The organism is Acinetobacter sp. ANC_7588, from assembly GCF_056783995.1.
Genome location: NZ_JBWYIU010000005.1, coordinates 183,816 through 197,984 on the forward strand (window position 1 = coordinate 183,816; position 14,169 = coordinate 197,984).

13 protein-coding genes and 2 pseudogenes are annotated in these 14,169 nt (G+C 37.1%); 1 reads left to right on the forward strand and 14 read right to left on the reverse strand.

Going from position 1 to position 14,169, the window contains the following annotated elements; all coding sequences use genetic code 11:
• Window positions 1-41 precede the first annotated feature (41 nt).
• The 5 genes from AC1M9J_RS07085 to tsaA all read right to left on the reverse strand — a co-directional run bounded on the left by AC1M9J_RS07085 (window position 42) and on the right by tsaA (window position 5,297).
• Window positions 42-1,373 (reverse strand): sensor histidine kinase, encoded by a 1,332-nt coding sequence (locus AC1M9J_RS07085; RefSeq protein WP_481607685.1) that lies wholly within the window; start codon window positions 1,371-1,373, stop codon window positions 42-44.
• Between the two features lie 12 nt (window positions 1,374-1,385).
• On the reverse strand, window positions 1,386-2,051 hold the full coding sequence (locus tag AC1M9J_RS07090) for a response regulator transcription factor (protein WP_481591355.1): 666 nt from the start codon (window positions 2,049-2,051) through the stop codon (window positions 1,386-1,388).
• A 146-nt stretch (window positions 2,052-2,197) separates the two neighbouring features.
• Window positions 2,198-2,575, reverse strand: coding sequence for a NirD/YgiW/YdeI family stress tolerance protein (locus AC1M9J_RS07095; protein ID WP_481607686.1), 378 nt, complete (start codon window positions 2,573-2,575; stop codon window positions 2,198-2,200).
• A 102-nt stretch (window positions 2,576-2,677) separates the two neighbouring features.
• Window positions 2,678-4,435 (reverse strand): type IV pilus assembly ATPase TfpB, encoded by a 1,758-nt coding sequence (gene tfpB, locus AC1M9J_RS07100; protein WP_179997820.1) that lies wholly within the window; start codon window positions 4,433-4,435, stop codon window positions 2,678-2,680.
• Window positions 4,436-4,577: 142 nt separating this feature from the next.
• A complete protein-coding gene (gene tsaA / locus AC1M9J_RS07105) occupies window positions 4,578-5,297 on the reverse strand; it encodes a tRNA (N6-threonylcarbamoyladenosine(37)-N6)-methyltransferase TrmO (RefSeq protein WP_481952080.1) in 720 nt (239 codons plus the stop codon).
• A gap of 105 nt (window positions 5,298-5,402) precedes the next feature.
• On the opposite strand from tsaA, the gene AC1M9J_RS07110 reads away from it, so the two are divergent.
• Window positions 5,403-6,182, forward strand: coding sequence for a ferredoxin--NADP reductase (locus tag AC1M9J_RS07110; protein ID WP_035267346.1), 780 nt, complete (start codon window positions 5,403-5,405; stop codon window positions 6,180-6,182).
• A gap of 236 nt (window positions 6,183-6,418) precedes the next feature.
• Here the strand turns inward: AC1M9J_RS07110 and AC1M9J_RS07115 are convergent.
• From AC1M9J_RS07115 to AC1M9J_RS07155, 9 genes and pseudogenes are all read right to left on the reverse strand, one after another.
• A pseudogene (locus tag AC1M9J_RS07115) lies at window positions 6,419-6,805 on the reverse strand (transposase); the annotation flags it as partial.
• A gap of 31 nt (window positions 6,806-6,836) precedes the next feature.
• A complete protein-coding gene (locus AC1M9J_RS07120; protein WP_481952081.1) occupies window positions 6,837-7,232 on the reverse strand; it encodes a transposase family protein in 396 nt (131 codons plus the stop codon).
• 375 nt (window positions 7,233-7,607) lie between these two features.
• A pseudogene (locus AC1M9J_RS07125) lies at window positions 7,608-7,903 on the reverse strand (type VI secretion system Vgr family protein); the annotation flags it as partial.
• Between the two features lie 56 nt (window positions 7,904-7,959).
• Window positions 7,960-9,078, reverse strand: a complete 1,119-nt coding sequence (locus tag AC1M9J_RS07130) for a hypothetical protein (RefSeq protein WP_481952082.1) — start codon at window positions 9,076-9,078, stop codon at window positions 7,960-7,962.
• A 122-nt stretch (window positions 9,079-9,200) separates the two neighbouring features.
• A complete protein-coding gene (locus AC1M9J_RS07135) occupies window positions 9,201-10,127 on the reverse strand; it encodes a hypothetical protein (RefSeq protein ID WP_481595901.1) in 927 nt (308 codons plus the stop codon).
• A complete protein-coding gene (locus AC1M9J_RS07140) occupies window positions 10,127-10,408 on the reverse strand; it encodes a hypothetical protein (protein ID WP_481597415.1) in 282 nt (93 codons plus the stop codon). The genes AC1M9J_RS07135 and AC1M9J_RS07140 overlap by 1 nt, the downstream gene beginning before the upstream one ends.
• Before the next feature lie 216 nt (window positions 10,409-10,624).
• Window positions 10,625-11,734 (reverse strand): Imm72 family immunity protein, encoded by a 1,110-nt coding sequence (locus tag AC1M9J_RS07145; protein WP_481952083.1) that lies wholly within the window; start codon window positions 11,732-11,734, stop codon window positions 10,625-10,627.
• Window positions 11,735-11,742: 8 nt separating this feature from the next.
• Window positions 11,743-13,236 carry a hypothetical protein gene (locus AC1M9J_RS07150; protein WP_481597416.1) on the reverse strand — a complete coding sequence of 498 codons (1,494 nt, stop codon included), beginning with the start codon at window positions 13,234-13,236 and terminating at the stop codon, window positions 11,743-11,745.
• Window positions 13,233-14,169, reverse strand: a 937-nt coding sequence (locus tag AC1M9J_RS07155) for a DUF2345 domain-containing protein (RefSeq protein ID WP_481952084.1), incomplete at its 5' end; no start/stop codon positions are given. The genes AC1M9J_RS07155 and AC1M9J_RS07150, both read right to left, overlap by 4 nt.

Consider the following 14,169-nt stretch of genomic DNA (forward strand, 5'->3'; position numbering starts at 1 on the left):
CTTCTTTAATTTTATTTCTTCAACTTTATAGACAATTGGTTTTAATGAAATTTTATTTCAACTTTTAAACCACCTAACTCTGATTTCTTAAATACAATCTCGGCTTGATGTAATTCGACAATTTTACGGCAAATTGATAATCCTAATCCTGAGCCCGTTGTACGTGTGCCTAACTGACGATAAAATCTTTCTCCCAGCCGATCAATCACTGTTTGCTCAATGCCGTGACCTTCATTTTCAATCACAAATAGAATTTCATTATTATTTTGTTTGATTAAAATATCAACGATTCCATTCTGTGGCGTATAGCGGATTGCATTATCGACTAAATTTCGAATGCAGCTAAACATTAACTCAGGATTTGCCTTAATCGCATGATTTCCTAACTCAGTTTTAAACTGAATATTTTTTTCTTGGCTCAAAGGTTGTACTGAATGTAAAACCTCTTTCGTCAAACGGTCTAAATCTATGGACTGTATCGGTACATCTTGCGTTGAAGACGGATCAAGTCTGGCCAACAAAAGTAAATTTTCTAAAATATTTGAGCCCCTACTCACATCTTTTAGAATCTGCTCTAAGTCTTGTGACAAATCCTCATGATCAGACTGGTATTTTCGTTTTAAAAGTTGTAACCGCATTTGAATCGCAGAAAGTGGCGACCTTAATTCATGGGATGCATCAGCTGTAAAACGTTGTTCCGCAGTAATTGCCCGATCTAAACGCTCCATCATTTGGTTTATTTGACTCACAATAGGTTGCAGTTCTTTTAGTTCTGGTTTTGAAGGTGTAATCGGTGATAAATCCTTAACAGTCTTTTGGGAAATTAATTTTGAAAGTTGGTGAATAGATCTAAACTGACGTCGTATAATAAAGTGTAGAATAAACCATTGAATGCCCCATAAAATAATGAGAACACCACCGTAGCCCAGCAAACTTTTGAATAACTGATCAACACGCGCTGACATGGGTTGAAGCATAGTTAGAATTTGCTGATCACTTTGCTCACTGTAATAACGAAATAATCGTCCTTCTAGCCAAACAAAACCAAAGTGATCATTTTGAAAAAACACCTTGGAACCAATTTGATTGAAAGCAAGGTCTTGGGATTCAATCAAAATAAGTTCATCGAGCTTTAATTCATATTTGATATCAAATTGTTCACTTAAATCATCTAACTCATTTCCCACATGACTTGAAATATCACTGACCAAAATCAAATCGGCGATTTCATCCATCATATTGTCATGGGTCTGCATGTTTTGGTAAAGCGAGATCACCAATAAAAGAATTAATGCGATAACGCCCGCCAACATCGAACTGAGCATTGAAGACTTAACAAGACGATTTTGTAAAGAAATAGGGTGCTGATGCAACGCTGTTCTACCTTAAGCCTGATCTAAATTCATTCTATAACCTAATCCGCGAATCGTTTTAATCATGGTTGAGCCTATTTTTTTCCGAATCTGATAAATAAAAACTTCAACTGCATTACTTTCGATTTCATCACCCCAAGCATATAAGGACTCTTCTAGTTGTTCACGTGTCACAACACGTTCAGGATGTTGCATCAACTTATATAAAATTTGGTACTCTTTCGCTGTGAGATTGACAATTTCTGAATTCAATTTAACAACTTTGGTTTGGGGGTCCAAACTCACGGATCCATACATTAGGATTTGAGACGTGCCTTTGTGCTGAGTACGTAATTGTGCTCTCACTCTCGCCGAGAGCTCATCTAAACTGAATGGTTTAACTAGATAATCATTAGCCCCCAAATCAAGTCCTCCAACACGATCTTGGATACTGTCTTGGGCTGTAATAAAAATAACTGGTGTATTGTGTTGGTGTTTTCTTAAATGTGTCAGAATGTCATCACCAGTTGCTTTCGGTAATCCACGATCAAGTAATAAACAATCATATTGATGCTGCTCAATTGCTAATATCGCATGATCTCCACGCTCGACCCAATCAACACTATATCCATCCATTTCTAACCAAGCTTTGATACTTTCAGCTTGTGACACATCATCTTCTGCTAACAATATACGCATGTCTCTCTTCACTAAGCCACAATTCATTCACTATAAAGTTTTTCAAAAAAAGATGCATAAAAAAACCACATTTCTGGAGAATGTGGTTTTTTTGGTTTGAGTACTTAAAAGCCATAAATCAAATACTCAATTCAGTAGATAGCTCATTAAAATTGAACTTGATCTACATCAATTTCTACACGCTTAGCAGGCTTATAATCAATATCCACTTCACCAATTAATACAACAGGTGTTTTTGCAGAGATTGGTTTACCTTGCCAAAGTTCATCATCAATATCCACAGTGATCACACCCGTGCTATCGCGGAATTGATATTTTTCATCACCAGTTGCCTTAACAATATAGCCTTTTAATTTCACTGGGGTATCATCTTTGGCAGTTAAAGCATTTTTAACAGTCGTAATTGCTTGTGGTGCAATGGCTGCATGATTAACAGCACTTTGGTTCACTGCCGTATTAGCCATTGCAAATGTAGTTGCACCGACTAAAACTGTCGCGATTAAAGCTTGATTTAACACTTTCATTTTCTATACCTTTTCATGTGATGTTTGTTTCGATGAAGCTATTAAAACAAACAAAGCTGAAGCGAATCTTAAGAAATATGAATATTTATTAATCTTTGACAATTAACTTAGTGGTACGACTCTTAGTACCTCTTCTAATGTCGTTACCCCTTCAAGGACTTTTCGAGCACCCGCAATACGCAACGGCTCTACACCTTCTTTTTTTGCGTGAGCACGTAATTCATCTAAATTAAGATTAGCACTGATTTTTTGTTTTGTTTCTAGAGACACAGGCATAAACTCATATATACCCACCCGACCCTTATAACCTGTGTGACGACAATGTTCACAGCCTTTGGCATGATACACTTGAGCAGGCATCTTCACTAAATAGCCATAGGTCAGATGCTCCCATTCTTGAGCATTAATTTCCCGTTTTTCTTTACAATGAGAACATAATTTTCTGACTAGCCTTTGCGCCAATACACCTAAGATTGTTGCCGCTGTTAAAAATGGCTGCACCCCTAGATCATGTAAACGCGTCAAGCTTGAAGGTGCATCGTTTGTATGAAGTGTTGAAAGTACGAGATGACCTGTTAATGCAGCTTGAATCGCCATATTCGCTGTATCTTGGTCTCGGATTTCTCCTACCATAATAATGTCTGGATCTTGGCGCATGAGGGCACGTACACCATCGGCGAAATGAAGATCAATTGCAGGGTTTACCTGCATCTGATTGAAGCTCGGCTCTATCATCTCGATAGGATCTTCAATCGTACAAACATTTAATTGCTCAGTCGCAAGTTGTTTCATTGATGAATACAGAGTTGTGGTTTTACCTGAACCAGTTGGACCTGTCACTAAAATGATGCCGTGACTATTTTTGGTAATGGCATTCCATTGCTCTAGCAGTTTTCCTTCAAAACCCAGTTGTTGGAAACTCCTCACTAACACCTCAGGATCAAAAATTCGCATTACCATTTTTTCGCCTGCTGCAGTAGGCAGAGTTGATAAACGTAGTTCAGTTTCTTGCCCCTTAGGTGTACGCGTTTTTAATCGCCCATCCTGAGGACGTCGTTTTTCTGCAACGTTCATACGACCCAGAATTTTAATACGAGAAATTACTGCCGTGAGTGTATTGCTAGGCATGTTATAAATCGTGTGCAGCACACCATCGATACGGAATCTAACGCGTCCTTTCTCCGAACGAGGTTCAAGATGAATATCACTCGCACCCTGTTCAAAGGCAAATTGAAGCAACCAGTCGACTAATTTTACGATGTGCTGATCGTTGGCATCAGGATTTTGACTATCACCCAATTGTAAAAGGGATTCAACACCTCGGCTCTGTCGGTCGTAAGCTCCTGAATATTGAGAGGAGTTTACTGCTCGGCTCACTTGATAATATTCAATCAAGTAACGTTGTAACTGCTCTGGATTCAGTAAAACCTTAACAATTTTTTTAGGACTTAAGCTCTTTTCTAAATTCTTGACCCAATCATCCAAGAATGGTTGATCTGTACCAATTAAGATCTGATCAGGATGCACTTCCACAGCAAGAATTTTATTTTTGAATGCATATTCTTGTGACATGACCTGAGTCAGTGCTGCAACATCTGCTTTAAGCGGGTCGATCACATAATATTGGAGTTGTGTTTTTAATGCTAACCACTCGCATAAACGTTGCAGTGTTAACTTATGTTGAGGTTGAACTTGATCTACCAATTCAAAATGAGCAATCCACTGCAATGGATGCCATTTAAATTGATCTTTTTGACGGTGTCGGGTTTGTATGAGCAACTTATCTCGCTCTAAAATACGACCATCTTTTAGTAGTTGTTCTAAACACCATGTTGTATCAATTTCAAAATTAAAATTCATTCAAATTGCCCCATTCCTTGAGCCCAACTATAGCAAATTCTTTATTCAACATTAGCCTTTAGCCTATTCAGAATTTACAATTAAATTCATTAGATTAAATTCATTAGATCAAATTCAGCTTTAAATACATCAGTCCAACAATTTATTCGTTTGAACAAAGTTCCAGTGCAACGATCTCAACCTCAGTATCCACGTTAAATTTGACATTTAAGGGGCCGAAACTTAGCCCATAAATTCGCTCAGGATCATTTTGATAAGATGGTCTTGGATCAAATGATAGAACTTGCTCCAATTCTTTGATTAAACTTTCTGCGACATGTTGTTTCACTAACAGTTCATTTCTTTGAATTTCAGCAGTTTTTGACCAAACAACATTTTTTTGAATTGGTTTATCTTGTGCATAACCGCTCGTCGCCTCAACGACGGCATCAGAATATTGAATATATGGTTTGATATCGATAACGGGTGTTCCATCTAATAGATCGCTGCCTGACACATACAGCCTCAAAGAATCACCTTCTTTAAAAAGTTTTTTGAATTGAACGACTGACATGCCGATAGGTGCTGGACGGTACATGCTTCTTGTCGCAAAGACTCCCACTTTTTTATTTCCACCTAAACGTGGTGGTCTGACTTGAGGCTTAAATTTTTGATTATCTTGATTTTTATTATCGTGAAACTGCCAAATCAGCCATAAGTGACTGAAATCATGTATACCTTCAAAAGCCAATTCATCATTATATGGCGCCAATAGTTCAATATAACTTTCAACATTTACTAAATTTGGCTGACGTGGAATACCAAACTTTTCTTTGTAGGGAGATCTCATTATACCAATCACAGGTAAAGTCAGCTCATTCATAATCACTTTTTTTGATAAGCTCAATTAAATATATTCAGTTTATCGAGAATGGTTTTAGTTTAGAATAGCAAGCTGTTCTAATTTGATAATTTATTGAGACCTTTAATGGCTGCTTTTAACGTCGAAAAGATTACTCACGTACACCACTGGAATGACACATTATTCAGTTTTAAAACGACTCGCGATACAGCATTGCGTTTTAAAAATGGTCAATTTGTGATGATTGGTTTAGAAGTCAATGGCAAGCCTTTAATGCGTGCATATTCGATTGCTAGCGCGAACTATGAAGAAGAACTTGAGTTTTTCTCTATTAAAGTTCCAGATGGTCCTTTGACATCAATCCTACAAAAAGTAAAAGTTGGTGATGAAATTTTAGTTTCTAAAAAACCGACTGGTACACTTGTTCTTGATGATTTAAATCCTGGTAAAAACTTGTATCTTTTATCATCAGGTACTGGTTTAGCTCCTTTCCTTTCGACTATCCGTGATCCAGAAACTTATGAGCGTTTTGAGAAAATCATCGTTGTACACGGTACACGCTATATCTCAGAATTGGCGTATCAAGACCTTATTCAAAATGAAATTCCAAACCATGAGTTCTTTGGGGAACTTGGTGCGAAAGAAAAGTTAATTTATTACCCAACAGTTACTCGTGAAGACTTCCATACTCAAGGTCGTGTTACAACTGCGATTGAAACTGGTGCTCTTTTCGAGAAAATTGGCTTACCTCGTTTTAATCCTGAAACTGACCGTGCAATGTTATGTGGTTCTCCTGCATTCCTTGACGATGTAGCTGCACTTCTTGACCAACATGGCTTAAAAGAATCTCCACGTATGGGTGTTCTTGGTGATTATGTGATTGAACGTGCTTTTGTTGAAAAATAAAATTACGTACAATAAAAAAACCGAGCTTTTTTGCTCGGTTTTTTTATTGAGTGTTATATTTACCCTATTATTTAAATCGATTTTATCTTGATTTAACTCTGTAGCAACTTTATTCAGCAATGTTGAACTAGACGCAATATCGTCATTTCAAATATTCAACATTCACAGTAATCACTAACACTTAGTTTCTAATGTATTAACTTTAATACTAGTAAACAATAGGGTTCTTTCATAAATCATTTTTTACTCAGTTCTAAATTATAAATCCCTGCGATTAAACTGAATCTTAATCCCAATCTTTTGCCTCGATTACGGTATCGCTCAGCAAGGATTTTGAAGGTCTTCAAAGTCCCAAATACATGCTCAATCCCAATTCTTCTTTTATTGATTTCTTGATTGTAAACTTTTAGCTCAGGTTCTAGTTTACAGTGCTTTATTGCTTTTAATGGCAATAGACTATTTGGATACACCGTATAAATCCTTTGATAGCCTTTATCTGCAAGGATAAAAGACCCTTTAGGAATTTGATTCAGGTTACGTTTGAAGAGCTCGAAATCATGTACCGCTCCAAGACTTGTACATAAACTCAGAATTTGCTGAGTTCTATAATGAATAATGGCCTGTACTTTAAAGGTATGCGCTTTCTTTTTGGCACTATAGCTTTTCTTCTGTTTTTTTAGGTCTTTGTATTAGTATTTCTGTGGCATCAACAATCACCACATTCCAGTCGATGCCTTCACCTTCAGGCAAATTCTTCGGTAAATTAAATAGATTGGACTTGATCAGGCAGTCTTCTACATGACGTACGACTCTTGAAGCAGTGGGCTCTGACACACCAAAACTTGTTTCAACATGGAATAAGGTTCTGTATTCGCGCCAATAACTTAAACACAGAAGGATTTGATCTTCTGTGCTCAATTTAGTTGGTCTACCTTTAGTAGGGACATACATTTTTAGTTGTTCAACCATTGAATCAAAGGTTGACCATGAGATGCCTGTGTATCGCTTAAACTGTGTTTTAGAAAGCTTCTTTGAATCAATGTATTTCATCCGCAGTTTATGCATGAAGATTTAAAATTCTTCGGTACAAATAATCAACTAAAGATAGATCAGTTTTTGATTTATGAAAGAGGTCTATTATTGACGTATCAAGAGGAATATCCTGAACTAACTCTTCTATTTCTTGATTATTCAAAAATAAAGTTGATGTGCTCATTTACAAATCCCAATTAATAAGCTATTTAATTTCTTCCACGACCACTATTAGATGAATTACCGTGAGGCTTATCATCGTTAGATTCTGGTGACTTATCTTCAGGATAACGAAACAACGGTAACTTAAATCCTTCACCAACCGTAATACCACTAACTCTATTTATTGTTTAGATTGATTATTTAATTTGCCATATTCATCAAATTGTTTTTCTGGTTGATCTCCCCATCTACACTGAGATGTATATCTTCATTACTTTCTATGGCAATGGAACTTGGTGAAGCCAAGAGCATGATCGCTTGTTTAAACGTAGCGGCTTTGCTTTGGTCTTCGCTCTCTAAGTTTTTGAGGTAGTCCTGTAGGTTTTCGAGTAAGCTCAGTGGATCAGTTTGTTGATTTTTTGCCACTTCACTGATGTCTTTCGCTTGTTCCTGTTTGTAGGTAGAGATGAGTATACCTTCTCCTGCACGCACTGCCCCCTTTGATCTGTTCTGAGTTCAAAGATTTCATCATAAGGGGTAGCATGACAAAGCGTTCAATTAAATAAAAGCCTAGAAAGACTTTCTATTCTTCACCGTCATATAACCAATATTCTTCGCCCCAATCTTGACTAGATTTATTCATTATGGTTCCTTTGGTGAAATACAATCGTTTTGCTTTATCATTAGATAAAATCCAATAACCTGTTCTTGGGCATAATTCTCCCCCTATAACTTTTAAATCAGGTGTAGCAAAAGTATCTACATCCTCAACCCCAATATCTTCAAACTCACCTTCTATTAACTCAACGAAATACCAGCTAGAATCAAAGCTAGTAAATGCATTTCTTGAGATTAATGATGGGGTTAGTTCCAATTGTACTTCTCGATCTGATTTTAAATAATCCCAATCATCTTCTATTCGCTTATTTTTAATATTTTCAATTGTGAACGCCCTTAACTCTTCAGAAGGAGTCCATGCTGTATATTCATTAAACTTAGAAAATAAGTCATTTCCTAAAGCATTTAATGTTTCACACTCTTCTAATTGCCCACGTGTAAAACTATTTTCATCACGATAAGTCCAAGCAAATTGTGGTACGCCATATCGATCACCCACAGGAATATATACCCCTGTTTTTGGAATCATTTCCCCACTATTTACACGTATGTCTGTACGAAGCTTAAATTTAGGTACTTTATATTCAAAAATTCCCAGTTCTTTAATCACTTCAAATAAACAATATAAACTCCATGATCTTGGAGGCTTTACGCAAGAGTCGTAATAACTACATAATCTATATAATTCATCAAAACGCAATTTAAAATCAGCTTCTTCTTCTTCTGACATCCAGTTCGGTCGAAACTCGCCTAACATACGTGCTGTATTATATGCAGGTGTCCAGCCATATTTTTCCTGTTTCGTTTCTTCAATAATTCTGATTAGACCTAATCTGAAATCGAGTAAAGATGGGTAAGCATAGGTACTCCAATTGGCTGAGCTATCCCCCATTCCCCATCCCTCTTGCAAGAGGACACGGTCACGATACTGCTGATCAGCCAAATCAATTACTCCACCAGTATGTTGAATCAACTCATCCAGTTTGGTCAGTAACATTTCCAAATAAGATCGTGAAGTAACATAATAAATTAGGGCAATTGATTGTTTTTGAAAACGAGTCAATTTAGAACAGCTTCTAAGCATAAGTTAGTCATCACTATCAAACTACCAAAACTCCTCATCCCAATCAGATTTGATCTCAGGTAGAATTTTACCATCATCAAAACTTTATCATTATTTTGACAATCCAATCTTTTATATATAAATTATTTCTTATTAGTAACTTCTAAATACCAAATCGTTTCTCCCCAGCTATTATTCTCAATCTTCGGAAATACTTCTCCCTGTTCAAAATAACGGGATTGCAATTGATTTGCAGGACTCCACCAATTACCTGTCTGTTGACAAGTCTGCCCAGCAAAACCTTTTAAATTTTCAGCTTGAATAGTCTCAGATGACCCACCCTCGTCTGCAATTCGTTCAACCAATACCCATTCCGTATCTTCCTCATGATCATATTGTGGGCAATCTGGATCAAGTCCCACTAATGCTTCTATCGCATCATGCCCTTTAAGCAGCAGCTGTGCACTTGCTTCCTGTATTTCAGGAATGTAAATACCATCCTGTGGCACAGTTTCGCCTGTTTTTACCGTAACATTTTGGTTTAACTTATATATTGGTAAAGATGATGGTAAGTTTAACTCTCCTAAATAATCTGAATCATAGTCTTCTTTTAAAAAAGTCATAGGCCAGCTACCAAAAACTGTAGCTTTAATATTAGATGATAACTTACTAGCTTTACTTTGCCATTGATCAAATAAGGCTAAATTACCCTCATCCATCCAATCAGGGAAATAGTCTATTCTTTGATTTCTAAAGTCAGTCACCACATTCCCTGCATATTGCAAAGCAGATAAATCACCCTCTAATAAACGTTTATATCCATAATTCAAGCTCTCAAGAGTTGATCTGAAATTAGGCAATACATGCTCACCCCAAACTATGTCAGGTTGTTGTGAAATATGTTGGTTTCGATAATCATAAGGTAAATCCTGCATAAACAGCTCAAGTGCATTTTCCGCTGCATCGAGCATATTTTTAAAAGCATCTACCAGTTCTTTAAAATATTCAGCCGAACTATAGCGTTCAAGTAGGAAAATTTCCTGCGGACGAATTTCAGATGATTGCGACATTATTTTTTATCTCCATACCAATTCTGCTCTAAACGCGGCACACCAACCATATTGGTTTTCGTTTCAACAATTAAACCACTGTCATAGCCCCAAGGGGTTGCTTCACGCTTACTTACATTTGCTCGTACTAAATCTTTTGGGTCCAGAACAATTTGTATGCCACCACCTTCAAGTACAAATATCTCGCCTTTGCTATTCACTTTTTCAACTTTACCCGCACTATTTTTAAAAGTCTGACTTGCGGCTGGACCTTCCCATACATTGATCCCACCCCTTGGCACTCGGTATTTAACAACCTCACCATTATGATTCCATGATGCAAATACCGCAAAATAGCGTCGCCAATCGGCTTTACTCTACTTGGGTTGTGCCTGAGGGTACGGGTGGTCCGAACTATCCGAATATGTAATCTCGTTTGAGATCAAAAAAACCCGCGAAAGCGGGTTTTTTATTAAACTTCCATCAATGCGAAAGTTTTCACCTTGAGCGATATAGTTTTATTCTTCTCCATCAAACTGCCAGTACACCTCGCCCCAATCACTTTCATAATTTGGAAAGATCTCACCCTGTTTAAAGTATTGCCGTGAATTTGATTTCGCTGTTGTATACCAATAGCCAGCTTTAGGACAAACCTGCCCAGCCGCTATACTTAATTTTTCAGTTGATTCAGTTTCGGGTTGATTGGATTGTTTTCCTATATTTTCTATATCAAAAATATAATTCTTTTCTTCCTCGGGTATGGTTCCATCTATATAGCGATTGTCTTCCCAAATTAAACGCCATTTAACATCGTACCAATCATCGGTCCCTTCCAATTTATATTGGGTTGCTTCTGTCCCTTCTAAAAAGTAGTTTGGACATCCAACATAAATATTATAGTCAGAATCATTGGTTAATTTTTGATAGACAGGTTTTTCGAACCATGGTTCATAAATGCCTGAAATTTGGATTTCTTCACCTGAATGAATTTGACCTTTTGAGCTTTCATTATAATTTGGGCAAGGGATGATCGGTTCAACGATTTGCTTACATGGTGGCCAGTTTAGTTTACTAAATAAAGATTCATAGCTCCATTTCTTATAATAAATTCGATTATTATTTGGTACATCATATGAAACGTTATACAAAGTATTAACTGTGATACCCTCCATAGCTCTTGCTATCAATAATTTTAAAATATGTCGTGTGTGGTCATGTTCAATAAAAATATTTCCATTTGGCTCTTGACCTATGCCTAGGTTTTGATAAAAAACATCATATAGCAAGCCATGTTCATCACCATAGCGACCAAAAATCCTCCCCTGAATATTCCCTTCAAAATAAAGATCATATGCTTCTTTTTTGAATTTGCTTTTTCTCAGTTCCGTTAAACCTTTTTCTGTATCACTTAGATCACTCAAATAATATAATAATTCTTCTTCATGACTCTCCTTAAAGCCTTCAGGTTCATTCAATAAGTTTAGAGGAGGATGCCTTAATTGTTGCTCAAATGCGTCTACAAATTCTTGCTCCAGTTCATATGCAACATATAAATACCGATAACTGGTATATTTTTTCATGAGATAAAAAGTTTGGTCTCTCGCTTTCTGATCAATGATATACATCATAAATTCCCTTAATTCGCCTTACTTTGCTCATGCTTAGTATTTGCTCGACCTGTCGCAGACACACCACGAGCTACCTGACCCTGTTGAACAGTTTTCTGTGCTTTTTCTCTTGCCGCCAAATACGCAACCGTATCTTCTAATTTTTTTGGAAGAATGGCATCATTCCAATTGGTTTTTTGAATTTTAACCATGTTTTCAATATATTGCCTGATCGGCTGATTGTCTGGGTGGCCAAAATCTATATATAACTGTTTTTCACCACCAGCTAACAACAATCCACTGCCTTGCATTTTTTCTAAATCAAGTTGCTCTGCAACCTGACCTTCCCATACTTTTAAGCCTTGCCAATTTTTAGGTACAACAATATTTAATTTTTCTAACTCAGCTATGGTAGGTATACGGTCTAGGGCCACAAATATACCATTTTTAGACCAGTCACTTTTTACAGCATAATCAAAACGCCATGCTGTGCCATTAATTGGCATTTTATCCGCCCAATACGCACCAGATTTAAATGGTTTTTTTTGATCAATGATTCGTTTCCAGCCAACTCTAGCACCAGGTTTATATAACTTTGCTTCAATATTAGCTTTCTGACTAAATGAGGCTATTACATAATATTTTAAAACATCATTTGTCGCAGAATCATTTTTCTTCTTAGCTAAATCCGGCCATCCGTCCTTATGCTTATAATGGCTTAAAGGCGCAGGTTTATGACCCTTGCTCGCAATCGTATTTCTAGCAGTAGAAGCCAAACGTGCTTCCGTGGTTAAAACTTTAGTTTCTCCACCACCTATCTTCGCACCAGCTTTATTCATCTGGTTGATCATTTCAGATCGGACTTTATTTAAAGCACTGTCCAACTCTTTAATTGCAGAAGGAATCATTTTATCTGCGAGTTTGGCAAGCTTATCTAACTCAGGTAAAAATGAGTTTAATTGTTGTTGTACATGCTTAGGTAGAACGACTCTCGTTTTTGATAAGAAAAACTGAATCGAGGATTTTAATCGCGCAATAAATTTTTTAAACTCGGATAATATTTTAGTTTGGTATTTTGAAAATTTAAGTGCGTTTATAAATTTAATTGGGTCTCCATAACCCATTTTTCTTAAAAAAGCCAAAATTGCAATTGCTACTTCTGCGGCTTTACTGGCATCTTTAATCACAGTAATGAGTAAGCGCCCAATACCTTTTAACACACCACCAAATATTGGAATGAGTGGCAATAAACACAAAATAATACTAACCCAGTTCAGGACTTTATTTTTCTCTTGTTCACTACCTGCCATGCGATTTGAAATAGCGATTAAATCCCTAACAGCTGTGGCTTCACCTGCGACAGGAAACATACTAATAACTGCATCAAATACGATCTGACCTAAAGTTGATTTTTCGTTAAATTCACCTTGTAAGGCTCCACCTACCCAACTGCCGGCAGCCTTGGTATTCGACCAAAGCTCTGAACCAATTTGAATTATAGCTATTTTATTTTCTGCACTCATTTTTTAGAATCCTTAAGTGCTTGTTGGTATGATTCTTCTAGATCTGAGATGTTCCAATCTGCTTTAAAATTAATATTTTCTTCTGCTTGTGCTACAACTTCATAAGATCTAGCATCTTCCCCAAAAATAATCTCTGCTTCACCATCAGGCGCATCTCTTATATCAGCTATCCCTTCATCATTAGTCACACCTGAAAATATCTGACCATTTGCGTATTTCATTTTAAAGTTTACACCTTTAACAGGCTCATCATCATGATATTTAATTGCAATCTGTTGTCTTATTTCATTTGGCATGAGTGGAAAATTCAACGGCACCTTTGCTCCCCCCACAAATTGATGCTGCCCTGCCTTAACCTCAAACTTACCAGCTGTGGTCGGTAAAACTCCCGAACTGCTAATTTCAATCTGTGAGCCACCACCGATCAACACTATTTTTTTTGCCGCTTTAATTTCAATTCGATCTTCCGTCGAAATAATCTGCACCCCCTTTCTGGCAATTAGGTCAGCACCATCACCCTGTGCCTGAATCTCAATCTTACCTTTGCCTGCATACAGTCGTGCCCCTTCTTGCGCTGCAAATAAGCTGATCTTTTTACTGGCATGTCCGATGATGCTGTCTTGCGTGCTGGTGTTAATGCTTCCTTGTGCAATTTGGTTGATCTGCCCATCTGCACTGAGGTGGATGTCTTCGTTACTTTCTACGGCAATTGAACTTGGTGAAGCCAAGAGCATGATCGCTTGTTTGAAAGCCGCGGCTTTGCTTTGGTCTTCACTCTCTAAGTTCTTGAGGTAGCCCTGTAGGTTTTCGAGTAAGCTCAGTGGATCAGTTTGTTGGGTTTTTGCCACTTCACTCAAAGCTTTGGCGTTGTTTAAGCTACTTTCGAGTTGTTGTTTGGCTTCGCTTGCATCGAGATGGTTTGCTTTGGCTTGT